Annotated in this window: 21 protein-coding genes; 16 read left to right on the top strand and 5 right to left on the bottom strand. The window is 64.5% G+C overall.

Annotated features, from left to right (window positions below; genetic code table 11):
• Positions 1 to 125: 125 nt before the first annotated feature.
• From ileS to J2Y48_RS07540, 4 genes are all read left to right on the top strand, one after another.
• Positions 126 to 3,041, top strand: coding sequence for an isoleucine--tRNA ligase (ileS, locus tag J2Y48_RS07555; protein ID WP_310415147.1), 2,916 nt, complete (start codon positions 126 to 128; stop codon positions 3,039 to 3,041).
• Positions 3,042 to 3,212: 171 nt separating this feature from the next.
• Positions 3,213 to 3,830: a hypothetical protein gene (locus J2Y48_RS07550; RefSeq protein ID WP_310415145.1), complete on the top strand. Its 618-nt coding sequence runs from the start codon at positions 3,213 to 3,215 to the stop codon at positions 3,828 to 3,830.
• Positions 3,831 to 3,834: 4 nt separating this feature from the next.
• The gene (locus J2Y48_RS07545) at positions 3,835 to 4,317 is read left to right on the top strand and encodes a GNAT family N-acetyltransferase (RefSeq protein ID WP_310415142.1); all 483 of its coding nucleotides are present in this window, start codon (positions 3,835 to 3,837) and stop codon (positions 4,315 to 4,317) included.
• A 78-nt stretch (positions 4,318 to 4,395) separates the two neighbouring features.
• On the top strand, positions 4,396 to 5,202 hold the full coding sequence (locus J2Y48_RS07540) for a GGDEF domain-containing protein (protein ID WP_310415140.1): 807 nt from the start codon (positions 4,396 to 4,398) through the stop codon (positions 5,200 to 5,202).
• A gap of 2 nt (positions 5,203 to 5,204) precedes the next feature.
• On the opposite strand, the gene J2Y48_RS07535 is transcribed toward J2Y48_RS07540, so the two are convergent.
• A complete protein-coding gene (locus J2Y48_RS07535; protein ID WP_310415137.1) occupies positions 5,205 to 5,657 on the bottom strand; it encodes a nucleoside deaminase in 453 nt (150 codons plus the stop codon).
• A gap of 73 nt (positions 5,658 to 5,730) precedes the next feature.
• On the opposite strand from J2Y48_RS07535, the gene J2Y48_RS07530 reads away from it, so the two are divergent.
• The 3 genes from J2Y48_RS07530 to J2Y48_RS07520 are packed head-to-tail and all read left to right on the top strand — an operon-like array spanning position 5,731 to position 9,225.
• The gene (locus J2Y48_RS07530) at positions 5,731 to 7,740 is read left to right on the top strand and encodes a pseudouridine synthase (protein ID WP_310415134.1); all 2,010 of its coding nucleotides are present in this window, start codon (positions 5,731 to 5,733) and stop codon (positions 7,738 to 7,740) included.
• Between the two features lie 6 nt (positions 7,741 to 7,746).
• Positions 7,747 to 8,307, top strand: a complete 561-nt coding sequence (gene rsmD, locus J2Y48_RS07525) for a 16S rRNA (guanine(966)-N(2))-methyltransferase RsmD (RefSeq protein WP_310415131.1) — start codon at positions 7,747 to 7,749, stop codon at positions 8,305 to 8,307.
• Between the two features lie 24 nt (positions 8,308 to 8,331).
• Positions 8,332 to 9,225: a patatin-like phospholipase family protein gene (locus J2Y48_RS07520; RefSeq protein WP_310415128.1), complete on the top strand. Its 894-nt coding sequence runs from the start codon at positions 8,332 to 8,334 to the stop codon at positions 9,223 to 9,225.
• A gap of 9 nt (positions 9,226 to 9,234) precedes the next feature.
• Here the strand turns inward: J2Y48_RS07520 and J2Y48_RS07515 are convergent, their stop codons facing one another.
• Entirely contained in the window at positions 9,235 to 11,058 is a 1,824-nt protein-coding gene (locus tag J2Y48_RS07515; protein WP_310415125.1) for a monovalent cation:proton antiporter-2 (CPA2) family protein, read from the bottom strand.
• Between the two features lie 112 nt (positions 11,059 to 11,170).
• Between J2Y48_RS07515 and J2Y48_RS07510 the strand changes: the two genes are divergently transcribed.
• From J2Y48_RS07510 to lpxK, 6 genes are all read left to right on the top strand, one after another.
• Positions 11,171 to 12,517 carry a TldD/PmbA family protein gene (locus J2Y48_RS07510; protein WP_310415120.1) on the top strand — a complete coding sequence of 449 codons (1,347 nt, stop codon included), beginning with the start codon at positions 11,171 to 11,173 and terminating at the stop codon, positions 12,515 to 12,517.
• 41 nt (positions 12,518 to 12,558) lie between these two features.
• Positions 12,559 to 13,380, top strand: a complete 822-nt coding sequence (locus tag J2Y48_RS07505) for a 3'(2'),5'-bisphosphate nucleotidase CysQ (RefSeq protein WP_310415116.1) — start codon at positions 12,559 to 12,561, stop codon at positions 13,378 to 13,380.
• Between the two features lie 60 nt (positions 13,381 to 13,440).
• Entirely contained in the window at positions 13,441 to 13,677 is a 237-nt protein-coding gene (locus J2Y48_RS07500) for a DUF4170 domain-containing protein (RefSeq protein WP_310415113.1), read from the top strand.
• A gap of 104 nt (positions 13,678 to 13,781) precedes the next feature.
• On the top strand, positions 13,782 to 15,092 hold the full coding sequence (gene waaA / locus J2Y48_RS07495; protein WP_310415110.1) for a lipid IV(A) 3-deoxy-D-manno-octulosonic acid transferase: 1,311 nt from the start codon (positions 13,782 to 13,784) through the stop codon (positions 15,090 to 15,092).
• Between the two features lie 14 nt (positions 15,093 to 15,106).
• Complete coding sequence (locus J2Y48_RS07490) at positions 15,107 to 15,844, top strand: HAD family hydrolase (RefSeq protein WP_405030179.1); 738 nt, start codon at positions 15,107 to 15,109, stop codon at positions 15,842 to 15,844.
• Between the two features lie 140 nt (positions 15,845 to 15,984).
• On the top strand, positions 15,985 to 17,025 hold the full coding sequence (gene lpxK, locus J2Y48_RS07485; RefSeq protein ID WP_310415105.1) for a tetraacyldisaccharide 4'-kinase: 1,041 nt from the start codon (positions 15,985 to 15,987) through the stop codon (positions 17,023 to 17,025).
• 39 nt (positions 17,026 to 17,064) lie between these two features.
• Here lpxK and J2Y48_RS07480 read toward each other — a convergent pair whose 3' ends face one another.
• Together J2Y48_RS07480 and mutL are read right to left on the bottom strand one after the other, a co-directional pair.
• On the bottom strand, positions 17,065 to 17,289 hold the full coding sequence (locus J2Y48_RS07480; RefSeq protein ID WP_310415103.1) for a DUF2093 domain-containing protein: 225 nt from the start codon (positions 17,287 to 17,289) through the stop codon (positions 17,065 to 17,067).
• Between the two features lie 153 nt (positions 17,290 to 17,442).
• The gene (mutL, locus tag J2Y48_RS07475) at positions 17,443 to 19,260 is read right to left on the bottom strand and encodes a DNA mismatch repair endonuclease MutL (RefSeq protein ID WP_310415100.1); all 1,818 of its coding nucleotides are present in this window, start codon (positions 19,258 to 19,260) and stop codon (positions 17,443 to 17,445) included.
• A 286-nt stretch (positions 19,261 to 19,546) separates the two neighbouring features.
• Between mutL and J2Y48_RS07470 the strand changes: the two genes are divergently transcribed.
• The 3 genes from J2Y48_RS07470 to J2Y48_RS07460 all read left to right on the top strand — a co-directional run bounded on the left by J2Y48_RS07470 (position 19,547) and on the right by J2Y48_RS07460 (position 23,217).
• Positions 19,547 to 21,274 (top strand): response regulator, encoded by a 1,728-nt coding sequence (locus J2Y48_RS07470; RefSeq protein ID WP_310415097.1) that lies wholly within the window; start codon positions 19,547 to 19,549, stop codon positions 21,272 to 21,274.
• A gap of 133 nt (positions 21,275 to 21,407) precedes the next feature.
• Positions 21,408 to 22,766, top strand: a complete 1,359-nt coding sequence (locus tag J2Y48_RS07465) for an EAL domain-containing protein (RefSeq protein WP_310415094.1) — start codon at positions 21,408 to 21,410, stop codon at positions 22,764 to 22,766.
• Between the two features lie 112 nt (positions 22,767 to 22,878).
• On the top strand, positions 22,879 to 23,217 hold the full coding sequence (locus tag J2Y48_RS07460; RefSeq protein ID WP_310415091.1) for a PilZ domain-containing protein: 339 nt from the start codon (positions 22,879 to 22,881) through the stop codon (positions 23,215 to 23,217).
• 22 nt (positions 23,218 to 23,239) lie between these two features.
• Here J2Y48_RS07460 and J2Y48_RS07455 read toward each other — a convergent pair whose 3' ends face one another.
• Positions 23,240 to 24,148 (bottom strand): LysR substrate-binding domain-containing protein, encoded by a 909-nt coding sequence (locus J2Y48_RS07455; protein ID WP_310415088.1) that lies wholly within the window; start codon positions 24,146 to 24,148, stop codon positions 23,240 to 23,242.
• Positions 24,149 to 24,228 lie beyond the last annotated feature (80 nt).

Below are 24,228 nucleotides of genomic sequence, written 5' to 3'. Positions count from 1 at the left end.
GCGCGCTCTGAGCGAGGCCGGAAGGTCCGGGATTTCGGGCGTTGCGAACGACGCCCCCGCCGTCACCGACAGACAGATCCCCTCTTGCAGCGCGACAATTCGCGCGATGAAGCGATAGCCAAGCCATGACCGACACGCCCGAGAAGATCGACTATTCCTCCACTCTCTACCTGCCGCAGACGGATTTTCCGATGCGCGCCGGCCTGCCGCAGAAGGAGCCGGAAACGGTGGCCCGCTGGCAGCAGATGGACCTTTACAAGAAGCTGCGCGCCTCCGCCGCCGGCCGCGAAAAATTCGTGCTGCACGACGGCCCGCCCTATGCCAACGGCAACATCCATATCGGCCACGCGCTGAACAAGATCCTCAAGGATGTCATCAACCGCTCGTTCCAGATGCGCGGCTATGACGCCAACTACGTTCCCGGCTGGGACTGCCACGGCCTGCCGATCGAGTGGAAGATCGAGGAGAAGTACCGCGAGAAGGGCCAGAACAAGGACGAGGTTCCGGTCAACGAATTCCGCCAGGAATGCCGTGACTTCGCCACCGGCTGGATCAAGGTGCAGACCGAGGAGTTCAAGCGCCTCGGCATCGAGGGCGACTTCGAAAACCCCTACACGACGATGAACTTCCACGCGGAAGCCCGCATCGCCGGCGAACTGATGAAGATCGCCAGGAGCGGCCAGCTCTACCGCGGCTCCAAGCCGATCATGTGGTCGGTGGTCGAGCGCACGGCGCTGGCGGAGGCTGAGGTCGAATATGCCGATGTCGAGAGCGACATGATCTGGGTGAAGTTCCCGGTCAAGGAAGGCCCGGACGCACTCGCCGGCACCTTCGTCGTCATCTGGACCACCACCCCCTGGACGATCCCCGGCAACCGCGCGATCGCGTTTTCCTCGCGCTACGCCTATGGCCTCTATGAGGTCGCGACCGCCGAGAACGATTTCGGCCCGCAGCCCGGCGAGAAGCTGATCTTCGCCAAGCGCCTTGCCGACGAGTCCGCTGCCAAGGCCAAGCTGACCTTCAACTTCGTCCGCGACATCGAGGCCGATGAACTGGCCGCGATCACCTGCGCCCATCCGCTGCACGGGCTCGGCGGCGGCTACGACTTCAAGGTGCCGCTGCTCGACGGCGACCATGTCACCGACGACGCCGGCACCGGCTTTGTCCACACCGCCCCCGGCCACGGCCGCGAGGACTTCGATGCCTGGATGGATAGCGCGCGTGCGCTCGAAGCCCGCGGCATCTCGTCGGCGATCCCCTTTACCGTCGACGACGCCGGCTACTTCACGTCTGACGCGCCCGGCTTTGGTCCGGATGCCGAGGGCGGCGCCGGCCGCGTCATCGACGACAAGGGCAAGAAGGGCGATGCCAACGAGCGTGTCATCAAGGCGCTGATCGCCCGTCATGCACTGTTCGCGCGCGGCCGCCTGAAGCACTCCTATCCGCATTCCTGGCGCTCGAAGAAGCCGGTGATCTTCCGTAACACGCCGCAGTGGTTCGTCTATATGGACAAGGAACTCGGCGACGGCACGACGCTGCGCTCGCGCTCGCTGTCTGCCATCGATGACACCCGTTTTGTGCCCGCGGCCGGTCAGAACCGCCTGCGCGCGATGATCGAAGGCCGTCCGGACTGGGTGCTTTCGCGCCAGCGCGCCTGGGGCGTGCCGATCGCGATCTTCGCCGACGAGCAGGGTGAAATCCTCGTGGATGAGGCCGTCAACGCCCGCATTCTCGAAGCCTTCGAGAAGGAAGGCGCCGACGCCTGGTTCGCCGACGGTGCCAAGGAGCGCTTCCTCGGCAACGACCACGACCACGTCCGCTGGACGCAGGTTATGGACATCCTCGACGTCTGGTTCGACTCAGGGTCGACCCACACCTTCACGCTCGAAGACCGTCCTGACCTGAAGTGGCCGGCCGACGTCTACCTGGAAGGCTCCGACCAGCATCGCGGCTGGTTCCACTCGTCGCTGCTCGAAAGCTGCGCCACGCGCGGCCGCGCGCCCTATGACGCCGTCGTCACCCACGGGTTCACGATGGACGAGAAGGGCGAGAAGATGTCGAAGTCCAAGGGCAACGTTGTTTCGCCGCAGGACGTCATGAAGGACGCCGGCGCCGACATTCTGCGCCTCTGGGTGATGACCACCGACTACTGGGAAGACCAGCGCCTCGGCAAGACGATCATCCAGACCAACATCGACGCTTACCGCAAGCTCCGCAACACCATCCGCTGGATGCTCGGCACGCTCGCGCACGACAAGGGCGAGGAAATCGCCTATGCCGAGATGCCGGAGCTGGAAAAGCTGATGCTGCACCGGCTTGCCGAATTGGATCAGCTCGTCCGTGAGGGTTATAACGCCTTCGATTTCAAGAAGATCGCCCGGGCGCTGATCGACTTCTCCAACGTCGAGCTCTCGGCCTTCTACTTCGACGTTCGCAAGGATGCGCTCTACTGTGACGCACCCTCTAGCCTGCGTCGCCGTTCGGCGCTGGCGGTGATCCGCAAGCTGTTCGACTGCCTAGTGCTGTGGCTGGCGCCGATGCTGCCGTTCACGACGGAAGAGGCCTGGCTTTCGCGCAAGGCCGATGCCGTCTCGGTTCACCTCGAACAGTTCCCGGAAATTCCGGCCGAGTGGAAGAACGAGGCGCTCGAGGCGAAGTGGGAGAAGATCCGCACTGTCCGCACCGTCGTCACCGGCGCGCTCGAGATCGAGCGCCGCGAGAAGCGCATCGGCTCGTCGCTGGAGGCAGCACCCGTCGTCCACATCGCCGATCCGGCATTGCTGGCGGCGCTTGAGGGCGAGGACTTCGCCGAGATCTGCATCACCTCGGCGATCACGCTCGTTGCGGGCGAGGGGCCAACCGAAGCCTTCCGTCTGCCGGAGGTTTCCGGCGTTGCCGTCGAGCCGAAGCTGGCCGAGGGCAAGAAGTGCGCGCGGTCCTGGCGCATCACCACCGATGTCGGCTTGGATGCGGACTATCCGGACGTCTCCGCTCGGGACGCGGCGGCGCTTCGCGAGATCGGCTTCCGCGCCGCGGCCTGAGGGCTCAACCCGACGAAAGGTTGTGCACAAGACACGCAAGATACCGGATGAATTGCGCTTTTGCGCTTCATCCGGTATTGCTGCCTGAAAATCGTCGGATTTTTCCGCCAACGCACGGCATTCGACGGACGTGATCGAAGCGATTCACCGGCTTTGCTGGGAAGGGTTTGCATGAGAATGACGCGAGGAATTCGACTGGGCGCCAGCGTGGCGGCACTGCTTGGCGCATGCGCCATTCTTTCCGGCTGCATCGGCGGCCCGACCTACGGAACCGACAAGACAAGCGGCGAACAGCTGATGGACGACCTCGGCAATTCCGTGATGCTCAGGACGCCGAACAGCGGCGACAAGAAGATCGCCTACCAGCCGCGCGGCGGCCTCGTGGTCCCCAAGGATCAGGGCCAGCTCGTGGCGCCGCAGAAGTCGCTCGCCTCCACCGCCGACAATCCGCAATGGGTGGAAAACCCCGAAGACATGCGCGATCGCCTCAAGGCCGAGGCGACCGAGAACGAGCGCAAGATCGGCTACAATTCGCCCCTGCAGACGCAGCACAACACGATGCGGCAGCTCTCGACGAAGGAGCAGACCGAGCAGTACCGCGAGGCGCGCCGGGTGCAGCAGGGCATCTATTCCGACAAGCGCCGCTACCTCAGTGATCCGCCGCTCGACTACCGCAAGATGCCCGAAGAGGCTGCCGCCGACCTCGGCGAGCCGGAGAAGAAGAAGGAGCGCCGGCGCCTGAAGGAGGCCAAGATGGCCAGCGGCGGCTCGACGTGGTGGCCTTTCTGATCCGATGAGCTACCGCATTCGCAACGCGACCGCCGCCGATGCGGCGATCATCCTGCGTTTCATCACCGAACTGGCCGTCTACGAGAAGGCGGGACATGAGGTCGAGGCGACCGTCGAAACGCTGACGGCTTCGTTGTTCGGCCCTGAGGCCGTGACACGCGCGGTGATCTGCGAGACCGAAATGGGCGAACCGGTCGGATTCGCCGTGTGGTTCTACAACTATTCCACCTGGCAGGCCCGCAACGGGCTTTATCTCGAAGATCTCTACGTGACACCAGAACATCGCGGTGCCGGCGTGGGGCGCAAGCTCCTGCGGCATCTCGCCCAGGTCGCCGTGGCCGAAGGCTGCGGTCGCTTCGAATGGAGCGTGCTCGACTGGAACGAGCCGGCGATCCGCGCCTATGACGCGATCGACGCCGAACCGCAGACCGAGTGGATACGCTACCGCCTGGCGGGCGAAAAATTGAAGGCATTTGCAGCCGGTTGATGCGTCCGTGTTGTGAAAGCCGCAAATTTCATTTCACATCTCATATCTTCTTAACCCGGCAGGGATAGCTTCCGCCGCATGTTGGGTATCAGCAGAAAAACGGCCATGAAGGCTGCGGTTACGACGGGAGCCTCCGTCGTTGTTTCCGTTTGCATCGTTCTGTTGCTGGTGCCGATGCTGGGCGGCCACCCGGACGGTCCGGGCTTTTGGATGAGTGTCCTGTGTCCGTTGCTTATCGGCGGCCCGGCCAGCACCTACCAATTCCACCAGAAGGAAATAACCGCACGTCAACGCGACGCTCTGGCGCGTATGCATGTCGAGCTGGAAGACGCACATCTGGCGTTGAAAAAGCTGCATGCTGACCTTGAGCGCAAGGCCCGAACCGATTCTCTGACTGGCGGCCTCAACCGTGAGGCGTTCTTCGCCAGCTTTGAAGCGGAGGGGGCCAACAATGCAGGGCCTGTTGCGCTGTTGATCGCCGACGCGGATCACTTCAAGAAGGTCAACGATGCCTTCGGTCATCTCGTCGGTGACGAGGCGTTGCGAATGATCGGTGCCGTCATGGCCCGAACCGTCGGAGAAGGCGTTCCGTGGGCCAGGATTGGTGGGGAAGAATTCGTCGCCTTCCTGCAGGGGGCGGATCGCACCAGCGCCGTTCAGGTGGCCGAGCGCATCCGCCGCTCCGTCCTGGCAAGCGGCCTCTCGGCCGACGGGCAACCGGTCCCCTTGAGTGTCAGCATCGGAATCGTGTGCAGCGATGGCCCTTTCGATCCAATGGAGTTGTTTCGTCAGGCGGATGCAGACCTTTACCGCGCGAAATCTGCGGGTAGAAATTGCATCGTGATGGACGGATGCGAGGTATCCGCATCCAGCATGGCTGCTTGAGATCAGTCGCCCTCGCGACGCTCCCGGAAGAACTGTCTGAGTATCTCTGCCGCCTCGATCTCCTGCAGGCCTGAATAGACCTCGGGCGCGTGGTGGCAGGTGGGCTGATTATAAAAGCGCACGCCGTTGTCGACGCCACCGCCCTTGGGGTCCTCGGCGCCATAATACAGCCGCCGCAGCCGGGCAAAGGAGATGGCGGCGGCACACATGGTGCAGGGTTCAAGCGTGACATAGAGGTCCGCCTCGTTGAGGCGTTCGTTGCCGAGGATTTCGGCCGCGGCGCGGATGACCAGGATTTCCGCATGCGCGGTGACGTCGTGATCCGCGCGCGTGCGGTTGCCGGCGCGCGCGATAACCTTTCCCGCATGGACGAGAACGGCGCCGATCGGCACCTCACCGCGTTCTGCAGCCTGATGTGCCTCCGCCAATGCCTGGTCCATGAACCTATTCGTCATGCCCGCTCACAATTTCTCTTAACCCCGGTCGCCTGACCTGATACGACACGCCAAAACGGTAGGCAAACAACATATGACATCCAGAGACAAGCCAAAACGGCCGGGCGCAAAGCCCTTCGACCGCGATCGCAAGCCGCGTGACGGCGCCGGCAAGCCCGATGGCAGGAAGCCGTTCGGCGCAGGCGCAAAGGCGGCCGGCTTCGCCAAGTCCGAACGGGGTTCTTCCAAACCGCAGGGATCGTGGAAGGACGAAAAGCGGGACTTCGGCAAGAAGGCCGGAACGAGCGCGCCGGCGGCTGCCGCCAGCCCGACCACCGGGCAGGAACCCGAACGCATCTCCAAGCTGCTCGCGCGCGCCGGCGTGGCCTCGCGCCGCGACATCGAGCGCATGATCATGGACGGCAGGGTCAGCGTGAACGGCGTCGTGCTCGACACGCCGGTCGTCAATGTCACCTTCTCAGATCAAATCGAGGTGGATGGCGTTCCCATCCGCGGCATCGAGCGCACGCGCCTGTGGCTCTATCACAAGCCCGGCGGCCTGGTGACGACCAATGCCGATCCCGAAGGTCGCCCGACCGTGTTCGAGCACCTGCCGGAGGACCTGCCCCGCGTGATGTCGGTCGGCCGTCTCGATATCAACACCGAAGGCCTGCTTCTTCTGACCAATGACGGTGGTCTCGCGCGCGTCCTGGAACTGCCGACCACGGGTTGGCTGCGTCGCTACCGCGTGCGTGCCCACGGCAAGATCGACCAGGAAGCGCTGGATCGGCTCAAGGACGGCATCGCCGTCGACGGCGTACTCTACGGCGGCATCGAGGCGACGCTGGACAAGGTTCAGGGCTCGAACGTCTGGATCACGATGGGGCTTCGCGAGGGCAAGAACCGCGAGGTCAAGAACGTGCTCGGCGCGCTTGGCCTCGAGGTGAACCGCTTGATCCGTATTTCCTTCGGACCGTTCCAGCTTGGCGACCTCCCGGAAGGCCAGGCGCTGGAAGTTCGCGGCCGCACGCTGCGTGATCAGCTCGGTCCGCGGCTGATCGAGGACGCGAAGGCGAACTTCGAGGCGCCGCTCTTCGAGCACCAGCACGACGACAGGGAAGAAGCCCCCGCACACGCCCAGAGGGGTGGCCGCGAGGAGCGTCAGCCGTTCCGCGAAAAGGACGGTGACCGTCGGGAGAAGGCGCGGGCGCGCCTGGACACGAAGCGAGACGACCGGTTTGGCGACAAGAGGGAAGACAAGCATCGACGCGACCGCGACGATGACCGCTTTTCCGACCGGCCGAAGCACGAGCCGGGCAATCGTGCCCGCAAGTCGAACGTCTGGATGGCACCTGGCGCCCGTCCCGTAGCGGAGAAGAAGCCGCAGGCGGCCGAGAGCGAGGAGGCTGTGAAGCGCACGCCGCGTGACCGGCCGGAAGGCGCTCCAAAGACCAAGCGCTATGGCCGGACCCGCGATGGCGAGGCGACGAAGACGAAGCACAAATTCGATCCTGACCGGAAAAAGCCCGGCGGCCGTTTCGAGGAACGCGGCGATCGGGACCGCAACCGCGACAGTGGCGGGCGCGGCCCGCGTGTTCTCGGCGCCGGGGATGAAGGCGGCGAATGGATCCGCGCCAGCGAACCGGAAGCGCAGTCGCGTGACGATCGCGGCGGTGGATTCGGTCGCCCGCGCTCCGGGGCCGGCGACGCGCGTGCTCCGCGTGATTTTGGTGATCGCGCTGGACGCGACGACCGCAAGCCGCGTGGCAAACCCTTCGGCGATCGCGGTGGGGACAAGCCGTTCGGCAAGCGCGAGGACAGGCCCTTCCGCGGGCGTGAAAACGACAGGGGCGACCGCTCTTTCGGCGACAGGCCTTCCGGTGGCCGAGGCGGCGAGCGTTCCTTCGGCGACAAGCCTTCCGGCGGTCGCGGCGGTGAGCGGTCGTTCGGCGGCAAGCCGGGCGGCAAGTCCTTTGGAGGAAAACCGTCCTTCGGCAAGTCGGCGGGTGGCCGTCCGGGCGGCAAGCCTGGTGGTGGTAGACCGGCTGGCAAGCCTGGTGGCGGTCGCCCGACCGGCGGCAAGCCGCGCGGCCGGGGGAACTGACGCGTCGTGCGGATTGTCGGTGGAACATTGCGCGGCCGCGCGCTAGCCACGCCGAAGGGTGCTGACATCCGGCCGACCGCGGACCGCACGCGCGAGAGCCTCTTCAACATCCTGGCGCACGCCTATCCCGAGCATGTCGACGGCGCCCGCGTCCTCGATCTGTTTGCCGGAACTGGCGCCGTCGGTCTCGAGGCGATCTCGCGCGGCGCTCGCGCCGTGCTGTTCGTCGAGCAGGGCGTCGAGGGGCGCGGCCTGATCCATACCAACATCGAGGCATTCGGCCTGCAGGGCAAGGCCAAGATCTTCCGGCGCGATGCGACGTCACTGGGTGGGGTCGGGACGATGGAGCCTTTCGATTTTCTGTTCGCCGACCCACCCTACGCTCTCGGTCTGGGCGAGAAGGCCCTTGACGCTGCGGCAAAAGGCGGTTGGCTTGTGCCCGGAGCGCTTGCCATCCTGGAAGAGCGGGCGGATGTGACGCCCGCCGCCGTCGACGGCTATGAGCCGCTGGAGGTCCGCACGTTCGGCGACACGCGGATGCATTTCTACCGGTATACGCCCGCCTGACGACTTACGGGCGGAGGAGGTTCGATGCTGAACGATGCCCCCAAACCGGACGCCTCAAGAAGCAATGCGCGGCAAGCGACGCCGACGGTTGCCATCGCCCTTGGTGGCGGTGGTGCGCGGGGGCTTGCGCATATCCATGTGATCGAGGTCCTAGACGAGCTCGGCATTCGGCCGAAACTCATCGCCGGGTCGTCGATCGGCGCGATCATGGGAGCGGCAATGGCGGCGGGCCTCAGCGGCAAGGAAATCCGTGAGCATACGCTTGCCGCCGTCGGTCGCCCCAGCGAAGCGCTTGGCCGTATCTGGGGCTTGCGGCCAGCCACTCTCGCCGAAGCCTGGACAAGCAAGTTTCGCATCGGTCAGTTCAATCTGGAGCGTGTCTTGCGGGCCTTCCTGCACCCGCAGATACCCGATCGGTTCGAGGACCTGCAGATTCCACTGAAGGTCATCACGGCCGATTTCTACGAGCAGTGCGAGCGTGTCCTGGAACGCGGCCCCCTGTATCCGGCGCTTGCGGCCTCCGCCTCGCTTCCGGCCGTCTTTCTTCCCGTGCGCATCAACGGGCGCATTCTCATCGATGGCGGCTTGTGGAACCCGATACCGTTCGATCATCTCATGGGAGCGGCGGACATTACCATCGGTGTCGATGTTGTCGGCAGGCCGACCGGTGACGAAGGCGCAATCCCCAACAGCATCGACAGTCTCTACGGAGCAAGCCAGTTGACGATGCGCTCGATGATCGCGCTCAAGCTGAAGCAAGGCCGGCCCGACATTTTCCTGCAGCCCGAGGTCGGTCGGTTCAGGGTTCTCGATTTCATGCGCGCGAAGGACATCCTCGTTCAGTCCGCCGGCGTGCGCGACGATCTCAAACGGGCGCTCGAAAAGCGGCTTTCCTCAAAAGCCAACGGCCCGGAATAGCAGGCAGCGTCAGTCGGCGGCCGTCTGCGCCATGACCGCAATGTCCTCGTCTTCGTCGTCGTCCGCTACCTGCTCGGTATGCTTGGGCTTGATCAGCGGCTCCGGCCGTACGGGGCGCGAATGAAGCATGTGCCGGCCCGCCGTCAGGCCTTCCGCCGCCTGCAGGATGAGGCGCTCTTCGTCGCGGTGGCGGATATCGTCGCTGATCGCCAGCGCCTCGTCGTCGTGGACACCGAGTGCCTCCAGGGTTTTGCGACCGAACAGCAGACCCGACTCGAAGGTTTCACGCACCTCGACATCCACGCCGCGGGCCCGGAGGGACAACGTGTGGATGCGGTCGTAGGAGCGGACGTAGACCCGCGCGTTCGGGTAGTCGGATTGCACCAGATCGACGATCCGGTCGGTGATGTCGGCCTTGTGGGTGCAGACGGCGACGATCTTTGCCTTCTCGATGCCGGCAGCCCGCAGCACCTCCTTGCGGGTCCCGTCGCCGAAGTAGATGCGAAAGCCGAAGCTCGCCGCCTGCCGGACGCGGTCGGCGGAGAAATCGATGACGGTGACGTCGCGCCCGCCTGCCAGAAGGATCTGCGAGGCGATCTGGCCGAAGCGGGAGAAACCGATCATCAGCACGTCCGACCCGGCGCCTTCGAAGTCCTCCTCGATCTCCTCGCGGCCGTCCTCGCGGATGAGCACGCCGACCAGAAGCGAGGCGATCGGAGTGAGCGCCATCGAGACGGTGACGATCACCACCAGCAGCGAGGCGACGGCTGACGAGAAGACGCCCGCGGCCGCAGCGGCGGTGAACAGCACGAAGCCGAATTCCCCGCCCTGCAACAAGAGCAGCGCGACCCGCACCGCATCGTTGTGCGGCGAGCGTCCCATGCGGCAGATCAGATAGATCACGACGGCCTTGGCCAGCATCAGCACCGGCACAGCGATGAGGATGACCTGGTAGTTCCGGAACACCACGTCGATGTCGAGTGACAGCCCGACGGCCATGAAGAAGAGGGCGAGCAGAATCCCGCGGAAGGGTTCGATGTCGGCCTCGAGCTCGTGTCGGTAGGATGATTCCGAAAGCAGCACGCCGGCGAGAAAGGCGCCCATGGCCATCGACAGCCCAGCGAACTGCAACAGCGTGGCCGAGCCGAGGACCACGAACAGGGCCGCCGCTATCATCGCCTCGCGCGCGCCGGTGCGGGCGATGACCTGGAACAACGGATTGAGCACATAGCGTCCGATCATCAGCATCGCGGCGATGGCCGTGATAGCGACGATGAAGTCCTGCAATGCTGTGGTCGTGTCTTCGGGTGTCTGCTTGGCCAGCAGCGGGATCAGCGCCAGCAGCGGAACGATGGCAAGATCCTGAAACAGCAGCAGCGAAAAGGACCGCTGCCCGTAGCGCGTGTTCGTGTCGCCTTTTTCGTCCAGGATCTGCAGCGCGAACGCGGTTGAGGAAAGGGCAAGACCAAAGCCGATGATCAGCGCCGCCTGCCACTCCTCCACGCCCATCAATAGGACGAGGCCGGTCAACACCACTCCGGTCGCCACGACCTGTGCGGTGCCGAGGCCGAAGATCTCCCTGCGCATCTGCCACAGCCGCGAGGGTTGCAACTCCAGCCCGATAAGGAAGAGCAGGAAGACGATGCCGAGTTCGGCCACCCCCAGGATCTCCTCGCCGTCGTGGATATAGTGCAGGATCGGACCGATCACGACGCCCGCCGCGAGGTAGCCGAGAATCGTGCCGAGCCCGAGCTTCTTGAAGATGGGCGCAGCCAGAACCGCGCCTCCGAGCAGGAGCAATGCTTCGGCAAACAGGGCATGCGTATTTGCCATGCGAGTGCGCGTCCTTCGGTATGTTAGATCGGTGCTGGCCAAGAATCACGGGTTCCACCCTTGATGCCTCTGCCAGTGCACAATAAATGGGGCAGGAATGAAAGGCCAAATCATGTCCGAGATCATCGATTCCGAAAGCCTTCTCGCCCGCGCCGGAGAACTCATCGACCATGCGGTCAAAGCAGGCGCCGAAGCGGCCGACGCGGTCGTCGTGCGCGGCCGCTCCCGCTCCGTCACGGTCCGCCTCGGCAAGGTGGAGGGAACGGAAGCGTCGGAGAGCGACGACTTCTCGCTTCGCGTCTTCATCGGCAAGCGTGTGGCGAGCGTTTCGGCCAATCCCGGTTTCGACCTTAAGCTTCTGGCGGAGCGTGCCGTTGCGATGGCCAAGGCCTCACCTGAGGATCCCTTCGCCGCCTTGGCCGATCCGGCGGACCTGGCGAAGACTTGGCCGGACCTCGAATTGTTCGACCCGACCGAGGTCTCTTCCGACGATCTGGCGGGAGCAGCCCTTGCCATGGAGGAAGCCGCGCTGGCGGTTGCCGGCGTGACGAACTCCAGCGGCGCAGGCGCCTCGGCCGGCATGGGCGGGCTGGTGCTGGCCACCTCGCACGGGTTCTCCGGCGCCTATTCCGCCAGCCGCTTCGGCCGCTCCGTTAGCGTGATCGCGGGCGAGGGCACCAAGATGGAGCGCGACTACGATTTCGACAGCCGGCTGTATTTCGCCGATCTGCGCGATGTCGGCGACATTGGCCGCGTGGCGGGCGAGCGCGTCGTCAAGCGTCTCAACCCCCGGCAGGTGCCGACGGCCAAGAATGTTACCGTCGTGTTCGACCCGCGCATGGCGCGCGGCATGGCGGGTCACATCGCCAGCGCCATCAATGGCGCCTCGGTGGCGCGCAAGACGAGTTTCCTGCGCGACAAGATGGGCAAGCAGGTGCTGAAGGCCGGGCTTTCGGTGACCGACGATCCGTTGGTCGTCCGCGGCTCGTCCTCGCGCCCGTTCGACGGCGAGGGCGTCACAGGCGAGCGCCTGGTCATGATCGAGGATGGGGTGTTGAACCACTGGTTCCTGTCGACCTCGACGGCGCACGAGCTGGGCCTGCACACCAACGGGCGCGGCGTGCGCGGCGGCACCGCCGTCAGCCCGGCCTCCACCAACTTCGCGCTTGAACCGGGCGATATCCTGCCCGAGGACCTCATCCGCTCGATCGGCACGGGCTTTTACGTGACGGAGCTCATCGGGCATGGTGTGAACATGGTGACAGGCGAATACAGCCGCGGCGCCTCCGGCTTCTGGATCGAGAACGGCGAACTGGCCTACCCGGTCTCGGAAGTAACGATCGCATCTACCCTCACGGACATGTTCATGCGCATGACGCCGGCCAACGATATCGACAGGAAGTTCGGCGTGGCCGCGCCGACGCTTGCGATCGAGGGCATGACTCTCGCAGGCAAGTGAGCATGGCCGCAAGCCGGGGTCGAATGGAAACTGGAGCGCACATGCCGGACGGCGAAGATCACGCCCGGTGGGAAGACGACCTGGCGCTGCTGCTCGAAGCGGCGCGGGCTGCCGGCGTCCGCGCAATGGAGTATTTTTGCAACAAGCCGGACGTCTGGTGGAAGAATGAAGGGCGTTCGCCCGTCAGTGCCGCCGACATCGCTGCCAACGATATCCTCAAGTCAGCCCTGCTTTCGGCGCGATCGGACTATGGCTGGCTGTCGGAGGAAACGGACGACGATCCCGAGCGTCTGTCCCGCGAAACGCTTTTCGTGGTCGATCCGATCGACGGAACGCGCGCCTTCATCGCCGGCAAGGATCAGTGGTGCGTCAGCGCTGCTGTGGTGCATCGAGGCCGGCCCGTTGCCGGCGTGCTCGTGGCGCCCGCGCTAAACGAGGTCTTTGCGTCACGGATCGGCGGACCATCCCTGAGGAACGGATTGCCGGTTCGCGTGTCCGAACCGAATGGAGAGCGCCCCTTGCGACTGGCGGGGGGGGAGGACATGGTGTCGCGGTTGGATCGAGGCGTGCTCGGCGCCCTCGGCACGATCCAGCGCATTGCGCACGTGCCCTCGCTTGCCTATCGTCTGGCGATGGTGGCGGATGGCAGGATCGATGGCACGCTGGTCAAGGTCAATTCGCACGACTGGGACCTTGCCGCCGCCGACCTCATTCTCGCCAATGCGGGCGGTGGACTGGTAACGCTCGATGGTGCCGCGCTCACCTACAACCGGCCCGAAGTCCGCCACGACGTCCTGTGCGCGGCCGGAAATGCGTGGCTCGGAAGGTTGATAAGCGCCTCATGCGACCTTGCCGGCCATTGACCTTTTTGCGCGGATGGCCCAAATCCGATGTGAAATTATATCACAATTGAAGAGAACATCATGGCAGAGACCGGCGACAACAAGCAGCGCCTGCATCTCGTCTTCGGCGGCGAATTGACGACGCTGACGGACGTGCAGTTCCGCGACCTCGAAAACCTGGATATTGTCGGGATCTATCCCGACTATGCGAGCGCCCTGGTGGCGTGGAAGTCGAAGGCGCAGCAAACCGTCGACAACGCGCACATGCGGTATTTTATCGTGCATATGCACAAGCTGCTCGATCCAGAGAACGCTTGACGCCTTCATTTTGCCTCGCGGCTGCTCTTGATGCCGCGGGGCAACCAATGACCGAGACCCCCCATGAACGCTTTCGGACGGATCAACGCAGCCGGCAGGTGCCGATGAGCAATGCTCTCGCGCGCCTGGCTCTGTCCGCCTATCGCTGGGTCGGCCTCGGCCTCTACCCGGTCATGCGCCCCTACCTGGCGTTCCGGGCTGCGAAGGGCAAGGAGGAGCGCGGCCGCCGGGGCGAGCGCTTCGGTCGCGCAAGCGTCGAGCGACCGGCCGGACCGCTTGTCTGGATCCACGCGGCAAGCGTCGGCGAGACCAACGCGGTGTCGCCGCTGATCCGGGAAGTGCGCCGGCGGGGGATCAGCGTGGTCCTGACCACCGGCACCGTGACTTCGGCTCGTGTGGCCCGCGAGCGGCTGGGCGACAGCGTCATTCATCAGTATGTGCCGCTCGACCTGAAACCCGTCCTGAATCGCTTTCTCGACCATTGGCGCCCGGATCTCGCGATCATGGTGGAGTCGGAGATCTGGCCGATGACCATTCTCGAGCTTGGCGCGCGGCACATCCCGCAGGTGCTCGTCAACGGGCGGATGTCCGACCGCTCCTTTGCGCGGTGGCAGAAGCGCCCGGCGATCGCGGACGCGTTGTTCGAGAAGTTCGCCCTTGTCATCGCCCAGTCGGACGCGGACGCAGAACGCTTCCGCACGCTCGGCGCCCTGCCGGTGCTCGTGTCCGGCAATCTGAAGGTCGATACGGACGCACCGCCGCATGATCCCGCCGTTCTTGCCGCCTACCGCAGCCAGCTAGGCACCAGGAAGACCTGGGCGGCGATCTCCACCTTCGAGGGCGAGGAACTGGCGGCCGGAAATGTTCACGCTGCGCTCAAGCAGCACATCGAGCTTCTCACCATCATCGTGCCGCGCCATCCTGAGCGTGCCGACGCAATTGAGGAAGCGCTTGTCGCCAAGGGGCTGAAGGTGGCGCGTCGGACGCGCAATGATCCGCTTACGGCGGACACCGATATCTTCCTGGGGGACACGATCGGCGAAATGGGACTCTATCTGCGCATGACGGAGATCGCTTTCGTCGGCCGCTCGCTCTTCGGCGAGGGAGGGCAGAACCCGCTCGAGCCGGCGATGCTTGGCTGCGCCGTTCTTTCCGGCCCGAATGTTCAGAATTTCCGCGACAGCTATCAACAGCTTGCCAAAAGTGGCTGCGCCAGGATGGTGCGTGATGTCGAGATGCTGGCCAAGGGCGTCGGCTATCTCCTCGTCAACGATGACATGCGCCACAAGATGATCGCCGCCGGGCAGGACTCCCTACAGGAAATGCGTGGGGCGCTGACGGAAACGGTCCGTGGCCTCGAACCCTATCTCAACCCCTTGACGGTAAAGGCGCGGCTTCATCCGCGCGAGGCCTGATGAGCGGCAACTCCATGGAAAAGACACACACGATTTCCGGTATCCTGTTCGACAAGGACGGGACGCTGCTCGATTACGCGAAGAGCTGGGTTCCGGTGAACTACGAGCTTGCGCGCCTCGCGGCCAAAGGCGACGAGGATCTGGCCCGCCGATTGCTGGTGGCCGGAGGCATGAACCCGGATACCGGTCATGTCGCCCCCGATACGCTGCTTGCCGCGGGCAATACCGTCGAGATTGCCGAAGGCATGGTTGCCGCCGGTTCGCCGATGACGGTGGCGGAGCTTTCGACACTGTTCGACGGCCTTTTCGCGCAATCGGCATCGATGGCCGTGGCCGTCACCGATCTCGCCGGGTTCTTCGCCGCGCTGCACGCCAAGGGCTATCGCCTCGGCGTTGCCTCGAGCGACAACGAGCAGTCGATCCGGCAGACGGCGCGCCGCTTCGGGTTCGACCAGTATCTCCACTACGTCGCCGGCTACGACAGCGGCTTTGGAATCAAGCCCGAGCCGGGCATGGTGATGGGGTTCTGTGCCGCGACCGGTCTGGACCCGCATGAGGTCGCCGTCGTCGGCGACAACAATCACGACCTGCACATGGGACGCAGTGCCGGTGCCGGCTTGACGGTCGCGGTCCTCACCGGGACCGGTTCGCGGGAATCCCTGTCGGCGGCTTCTGATTATTGCCTCAACGACATCACCGAGCTTCCCGCCCTGTTGCCCGATGACGGGGCACCGCGCCGGGCAGTCGCCTGAAACCATTGCATTCCTTCATTTTCCGGGCATTGTTAGTGCGATTGCGGCGGGCATGCGCACCGAAATGCGCCGCAAGCGAGACTTACGCAGCCATGACTTCTGGGGCTTGCCGTCGCAAAGCGATCGGATCGGGGGGTGGAATGGTTTCTGAGGCTCCGCCGTTCTGGTGGACGAAGCCGGATTGGCGCGCCTACGCGCTGTGGCCGGTGTCGCGGCTCTACGGCTTGATTGCCGGGGCCCGCATGCGGCGTGCGCGCCGCACTGCCATCCCCGTCCCGGTCATCTGCGTCGGCAATTTCACCGTCGGTGGCGCCGGCAAGACGCCGACGTCGATTGCGCTTGCCCGGGCCGCCAAGGCGCGCGGCCTGCGTCCCGGATTTCTCAGCCGCGGATATGGCGGATCGCTGGACGTCATCACCGTGGTCGATCCGGACCGCCACCGCGCCCGCGACGTCGGCGACGAGCCGCTGCTCCTGGCGCGCGAGGCACTGACGGTGATCTCGCGTCGTCGCGTCGGCGGGGCGCGGCGGCTGGTGGATGAGGGCGTCGACCTTATCATCATGGACGACGGGTTCCAGAGTGCCCGGCTTGTCTTCGACCACGCGCTGCTCGTCGTCGACTCGCGGCGCGGCATCGGTAACGGCTACATGATACCGAGCGGCCCCGTGCGGGCGCCGCTGTCCGAACAGATGCACCAGGCATCGGCCCTTCTGGTCATCGGCGATGGAAATGCAGCGGACGCGCTGATCCGGCAGGGCGCGCGGGCCGGCAAGGCGGTCCATACGGCAACGCTTGCGACCGTCGACGTGGCGGACCTCGTCGACAGGCCGGTGCTTGCATGGTCGGGGCTTGCGGATAATGAGAAGTTCTTTCGCACCGCCGAGAGCACCGGCGCGTCGCTCTACGTCACCCGCAGCTTTCCGGATCACCACCACCTCTCCGACGACGAGGTCGCCGACATCCTCGACCATGCCGAGGCACACGGCTACGGCATCGTGACGACGGCCAAGGACAGCGTACGCCTGGCGGGTGGGCACGGGCGATCGGAGGAGCTGAGGCTGAAGAGCCGCGTGATCGAGGTGGAGATCCGCTTCGACGACCCGCGCGCACCGGACAAGATCATCGAGGCGGCCCTGGAGTCCGCCCGCAAGCGCAGGCTCGGGACACCACGAAGCCCGTGACGCTGCACGTTGGCGCGGCACGTAGCAGGCTGACCGGGATCAGCGGGTCTGATTTGGCAGCGCGCCGGCTCGCTTTTCCGCTTCGAGGGAGGCGGTCGCATCGACATAGGCCTCCTGGCGGGCGACGCTCCAGTAGCGCAGTTCATCGATGGGGATCTGTTCTCCGGTCACGGCGCAGACGACGTAAGCGCCGGGCATGAGGATCTGGAAATCGCCGTCGAGGTAACGGATCTTGGCCTCACGGCTTCCTTCAATTCGGTTCATCGTCCGCGTCTCCTGTTGCCTGCGCCTGCTGGCCGGGAAGGGGCGTCGCGAGGCGCTCATGGTGGCAGGTTCCTGGTTGCCGTCTCGCCCTGTGCTCAGGCATGGCCGTCATTCCAGTGCCATATCGCGGCGGGTCGCCGAACGCCAGTAGTTTCAGCTTCTGCCGAACAGTCGCTCGATATCGGCAAGCTTGAGTTCGATGTAGGTCGGCCGGCCATGGTTGCACTGGCCGGAGCCCGGGGTGGTTTCCATCTGCCGCAAAAGGGCGTTCATCTCCTCCGGCCGCATCCGCCGCCCCGAGCGCACCGAACCGTGGCAGGCCATGGTCGCGGCAAGATAGTCAAGCCGGCTGGCAAGCCCGTTCGCCGTGTCCCATTCCGCAAGCTCGTCGGCGAGCTGCCGGACAAGGCCGGCCGCATCCATCTCGCCGAGCATAGCCGGCGTCTCTCGGACGGCGACGGCACCGGGCCCGAAGCGCTCGATGCCGAGCCCCAGTCGCGCGAAAGCCTCCGCATGGGCGACGAGGCGGTCGCAGTCGTCCTCCGGCAGATCGACGATTTCCGGAATGAGAAGCGCCTGCGCCGGGATCGGGTGTGCGTGCAGCGCGGTGCGCATCGCCTCGAAGACAAGCCTTTCATGCGCGGCGTGCTGGTCGACGATGACGAGGCCGTCCTCGGTTTGCGCGACGATATAGTTCTCATGCAGTTGCGCCCGCGCTGCGCCGAGCGGATGGCGCTGCGGTTCCGCCTCAGTGGCGGTCGGGGCCATGGTCGGGATCGGCTCGGCGCGCGCCGAGGGCTGGATACCCATGTCGAAGCCGGCCTGGTCGAAGCCGGCTTGCCGGATCTCCGAGAAACCGTTCAAGGCAGGCTGGTCCGCGAGCGGCCGATAAGGGGACGTCGACGGGCTCCAGGGCTGGGAAGGGCGAGCTGTCTCCGGCCGGAATGCCCGCATCAAGCCGGCCGCGCCCGACGTGGCGGCGCGGTCGCCCTCGCGCGTCAATGCCTGGCGGATTGCGCCGATGATCAGGCCGCGCACCAGTCCGGGATCGCGGAAGCGAACGTCCGACTTCGCCGGATGCACGTTGACGTCGACCAGTTCCGGGTCGATGGCGATTTCGAGGACGGCGACGGGATAGCGGCCACTCGGCACTGTCTCGGCATAGGCACCGCGCAGCGCCGACCAGATCAGCTTGTCCTGCACCGGCCGGCCGTTGACGAAGGCGAATTGCTGCAGGCTGTTGCCGCGGTTGAAGGTCGGCACGCCGGCAAAGCCGGTCAGCCGCACGCCTTCGCGCTCGGCGTCGATCTCGATCGCATTGTCGCGAAAATCCTTGCCCAGCACCTGGGCTATGCGGGCCAGCCGGTCGCTTCCGGTGGCCGGCAGTTCCAGCGTCGAGCGGTCCGGTCCGGAGAGCACGAAGCGGACCGCCGGGAAGGCGATCGCCATGCGGCGCACCACCTCGGTGATGGCGGCGGCCTCCGCCTTCTCGCTCTTCATGAATTTCAGCCGCGCGGGTGTGGCGAAGAACAGGTCGCGCACCTCGACCACCGTTCCGCGGTTGGCCGGCGTCGGCCGCACCGGCTCCACGCGGCCGCCGACCACCGCAATCTCCGAGCCTTCCCGGGCATCGGCCGTCCGGCTCTGGATCGACAGCTTCGCCACCGAGCCGATCGAGGGCAGCGCCTCGCCGCGAAAGCCGAGCGTGCGCACGTCGTCGAGACTGTGGTCGATCTTCGAGGTGCAATGGCGCCGGACGGCAAGCGCCAGATCGCCGGGCGACATCCCCGAGCCGTTGTCGCTGACCCGCAGGAGCGTCTTGCCGCCGCCGGCCGTGGCGATCTCAATGCGGGACGCGCCCGCGTCGATGGCATTTTCGATCAGTTCCTTGGTCGCGCTCGCCGGCCGCTCGATGACCTCGCCGGCGGCAATCTGGTTGATCAGGGTTTCGGAGAGCTGGCGTATCGTCATGGTCGTATTTTCCGGGATTCGTGCTCGCGTGGAAAGGGCCAAAGTTCCCGGGCCCTGCTTCTCCCGGCTTTTCAGCTGACAGCCAATGTCCCTGTCGTTTCGTCGCTTAAGTCGACTTTAATAAAATGCTGCGAATCTGTCGCTCTCGCTTGTATGAGCACAAGCCGGCCGGATCGCACCGGCGGACCATTTCAGCGCTGCTGGCCGCTGAATTTCCTCGCGTCCAAGGGCATTTTGCCTGATCAGCATGGTTGAATAATCGCATGGACGGCGGGGACTGCAGAGAATGAACGATGGTACGTCCATCGACGCAGACATCCAATCCGGAATGTTCGACGCGGCCTGCGACCTCCTGGGCGTCGGTGCGTTCATCTATGACAGGAACGACTGCCTCGTCTTCGCCAGCCGTCAGATGCACCGTTTCCTGCCGATCAGCCCCGATGTCTTGCGGCCCGGCGCGCGCCTGCGCGATGTGCTGGGCGCCGTCTTCGACGCGGGCATCCGCTACGGTATCCCCGCCGAACAGCGACACAGGGTGGTCAATCGCGAGGAATGGATCTCGGCGCGCATTTCCGCCCATTGGCGCGAACAGCACGAGATGGTGGAGCGACTCGGCAAGGACCGCTGGGTACGTTTTCGCAAACGCCGCCTGCCGAACGGCTACAATATATCGACCCTGACGGATGTCTCGGAACAGCGCAAACAGGAAGAGCAATGGCGCGCCGATCTGAAACGGGTCGCGCTGACCGAGCACGTCCTCGACACGCTGCCGCATCCGCTCATCATCAAGGACCGAAACCTCGTCTATCTCGCCGTCAACAAGGCGTTCTGCGCCATCCACGGAGTGGAGAGTGAGGCAATCCTCGGCCACACGGTTTGGGATCTTGTCGATGCCGAAAATGCGATGCGCATCGACGCAAGCGACCGCGGCGTTCTCGAAACCGGCATACCGTCCCGAAGCGAAGAGCATATCGTCGGAACGGACGGCAGCCACCTCTACGTGGTCACGCGCAAGTACAGGATCGGCACGCCGGACAACTCCTTCCTCGTCACGCTTATGGACGACGTCACCCATATCGTCGATCCGAAGGAAGAGTTGGCGGCAAATCGCTTCACCTTGCGGGTGACGACCCAATTCGTGAAAGCCGAAAACTGCTTCGATCCGGCTCGTGAGGCAGAAACGCGGCTGTTGCTGCAGCAGTGGTGTCAGGATGACGAGGCAGATGTTGCCGGCAAAAGGATCCTGCTGGTGACGCCGACGCGCCGGACTGAAGAGTTGCTGATCGGCGAGTTGCAGGCGCGCGGTGCCGACTGCTGTGCGGTCCGCTCCCTTGCAGAGTTCAATACCTTTCTCGACGTCGCAAACAGTTGTGGCGTCGGCCTGGACCTCATACTGCTCGACGACACCATGGATGGGTTCGAGGCCATCGCCGAGGCCGGCGGCGTGCCGGTGCGGGTTATCACGCCAGACCGGATCGGGGTCGACTTCTTTCGGGCGCTGGTGGAACCGCATGCGGTGGTGGCGGAGGCCATGCCGATCGATGTCGTCGCCCCCTCGGCGCTGTTCGATGACTGGTATATTGCGACAGACGCCGACTCGATGTCCCCGATCGTGGAGGGGGATATCGAGGTGCTGGTCGCCGAGGACAACCAGATCAATCAGTTCGTCTTTTCGCAGATCCTGGAGGGCATGGGCGTATCGCACCGGATCGCCGAGAACGGCGAGGAGGCTGTCGCCCTGTGGCGCAAGCACCAGCCACGACTGGTGCTCATGGACATTGCCATGCCCGTCATGAACGGGCTGGATGCAACGCTCGAGATCCGCGAGGCGGAAAAGGCGCTCCAGACCCGTACGCCCATCGTTGCGGTCACCGCCCAGGCGTTGAACGTGGACATGCAGAACTGCCTCGATGCCGGCATGGACGACTACATCACCAAACCGGTCAGCCCAGACATGATCGAAAGCATCTATAAACGGTTCGTGACGCAGAAACGCGCCCAGAACGCCGCCTGAGGGCGCGTATCCCTGTCAACCCCCATTTTTCAGGGGGTGACGTGGGGCGACAGTGTAACCGCTTGCTATGCCTTTGTTAATTCTCGTGCCTCATTCTGTCTTTCGGAGACAGTACGTGTCGGGAAGTCGGTAAATGAAATCGGGTGAGTATTCGGATACGGACGTTTCTCCAAGCGATCTGCATGCCATGGCCTACACGGACCCGCTGACGGGTCTGGGCAATACCTACCGCCTGCGCGACAAGGTGCGCCAGCTGGCCGCGGAACGCGCGGAAGATCCTGCCCCCTTTGCCGTGGGGATTGCCAATCTCGACGGGTTCAAGCCGATCAATGATCTGTTCGGACCCGAGGCCGGCGACGAGATCCTCTGCCAGGTCGCCCATCGCCTGAAAGCCTGCATTCCGGACGGAGCGACGGTTACCCGCCATGGCGGCGACGAGTTCGCCTTCCTCTTCCCGCTCGTGTTCGAGCGCAAGGGTGCTGAAAAGCTGGCCCACATGCTGCGTGAAGTGCTTTCGGCGCCATTCGACCTCGGCGACCGCAATGTCCGGCTGTCCGCGTCCTTCGGACTTGCCATCTACCCCTTTGCCGGCGAGGAATTCACGGACCTCCTGAAGAGCGCCGACACCGCCCTCTATCGTTCGAAGCGTCGTGGCCGCGGGCAAGTGACGGTCTATTCGCAGGAAATTGCCCAGGAGATGAAGCGCGCGACCCATCTGGAGCAGGCGCTGCGCAACGCGATCATGGCCAACGAGGTCGATGTGCATTTCCAGCCAATCGTCAGCCTCCGCAACGACATGGTGGTCGGCTTCGAGGCGCTTGCGCGCTGGTGCGATGCCGATCTTGGCTACGTTTCCCCGGCCGTTTTCGTGCCGCTTGCGGAAGAGCGCGGCTTTATCGACTCGCTGTCCGAAACGCTGCTTCGCAAGGCGGCGGAAGCGGCCCTGTCCTGGCCGAAGGAACTGTTCCTGTCGTTCAACCTCTCCTCGGCGCAACTGATGGACCCGAAGACGAGCCTGACGACGCTGGCGATCCTCAACCGGGTCGGGCTGGACCCGCGGCGGCTGGAACTCGAAATCACCGAGACGGCGGTCATGACGGATGCGGCGACGGCACAGAAGATCGTTGCGGAGCTGCGCGGTGCCGGCGTGCGGGTCTCGCTCGACGATTTCGGCACCGGTCAGTCCAGTCTCGGCCGCCTGCGCGATTTCACCTTCGACAAGGTGAAGATCGACCGCGCTTTCGTTTCACGCATTTCTGACGACCGGGTGTCCGAACACATCATCAAGGCGATCGTCGCCATGTGCGAGGGGCTCGACCTGGAGGTCGTGGCGGAAGGGATCGAGGATTTCTCCGAGGCGCTCAAGCTGAAGGCACTCGGCTGCGGCATGGGGCAGGGCTATTTCTACGGCAAGCCTGCCGATGCAGTCGCGACAATGCGATTCCTGGCCGAACGCTACATGCGCGTCGAGCCCGAAGTGGCCCACGGCTGAGGCCCCGTTCCGGGGGTGAGCGCTTAATCATTTGTTTGCCATTCGCCTTAGCCGGAAATAAATTCGCCTGACCTAACGTAACGGCATCCAAATAAGAAAACGGGGTAACGGGATGCTGCAGAACATCAAGGATATGCCGGTCAGGACCAACGACCGCTCTAAGGTCCGCATTTTCGTGACGGTCAAGGTGATGCACGAGAAAAGCCGTGCAAGAGTCGTCGACCTTTCCCCGACCGGCATGGCACTCGACATCGAAAAGCCGATCCGGATCATGCCCGGCCAGATCGTCACCATCGAAAGCGAGGAACTGGGCCAGTTGACGGGAACGGTTCGCTGGTACAACAACGGCCGGCTCGGTCTTCAATACAAGCTCAACACCAACGCGCTGGCGCAGATCTCCTCCTATTTCCGCTTCTTCCACCAGGAAGTGAAGCCCGTCATGGGCCGCTGAAGGCGGCTTCTGCCGGCAGGCGCTAACGCCTGCCTTCCTCCAGCAGCCAGTCGCGCACGCGCCGCGCCTGGCTGTTGAGTTCCCGCGAACGCGGCCAGACGACATAGAAGGCCAGCCCTGTCTCCAATACGTGGCCACCGACCGGCACCAGCGCGCCGGATCCGATCTGCTGCGCGATCAGGTGCTGCCAGCCGAGCGCGATGCCTTCGCCCGCCAGCACGGCCTGGATCACGAGCACATAGTCGTTGATGGCGAGGCGCCGGGACTGTGCAGGATAGCGCAATCCCGCGCTTGCGAACCACTCCGGCCAATCGCAGGCCTGCCGCACCGGTTCCTCCAGATGAATCAGAGGTTGGCGCAACAGGTCCTGCGGCGTCCTCGGCATGCCATGCGCGTCGATAAAGGCGGAACTGGCGACGGCGGTGATGACCTCCGGCGCGAGCAGGGCGGCATGGTAGCGCGGCCATTTGGCGGGATCGCCACCGCGGATGCCGAGCGGAATCGGCTCCTCCTCCAGATCAAGGTCGCGCACGCTCGTCTGGATCCTGAGATCGATTTCCGGCAGGTCCTCGCGCAGCTTTGCCAGTCGTGGCAACATCCACATGGAAGCAAAGGCGGTGGAGGCGGCGAGCGTCACATTGACCTCGCGCCCCTTTGCGCGGATGTCCTCAGCCGACTTCTGGATCCGCCAGAGGCCGACCGATACCTCCGTGTGGAAGCGCTCGCCCGCGTCGGTGAGTGCAACGGCACGATGGACGCGATGGAAAAGCGGCACGCCGAGTTGCTCCTCCAGCCCGCGGATTGCGTAGGAGACGGCGGCCTGGGTCATGCCGAGTTCCTTGGCCGCATGGGTGAAGTTCTGGTGCCGCCCGGCAGCCTCGAAGACGATCAGGCTGGCGGCCGAGGGCAGAAGGCGACGAAGTGTTTCCATAAATCCAGCTTATATCTGCCCCAAGTTTTTTCCAGCGTTACATGGGCCTTTTTCCCGTCTAGCCTCCTTTGCAGTTATGG

This window comes from Mycoplana sp. BE70 (assembly GCF_031455855.1).
In the GTDB taxonomy this organism is placed as follows: Bacteria; Pseudomonadota; Alphaproteobacteria; order Rhizobiales; family Rhizobiaceae; genus Mycoplana.
The sequence above is the reverse complement of the archived record's forward strand: the minus strand, read 5'-3'. Positions and strand labels throughout refer to the sequence as shown.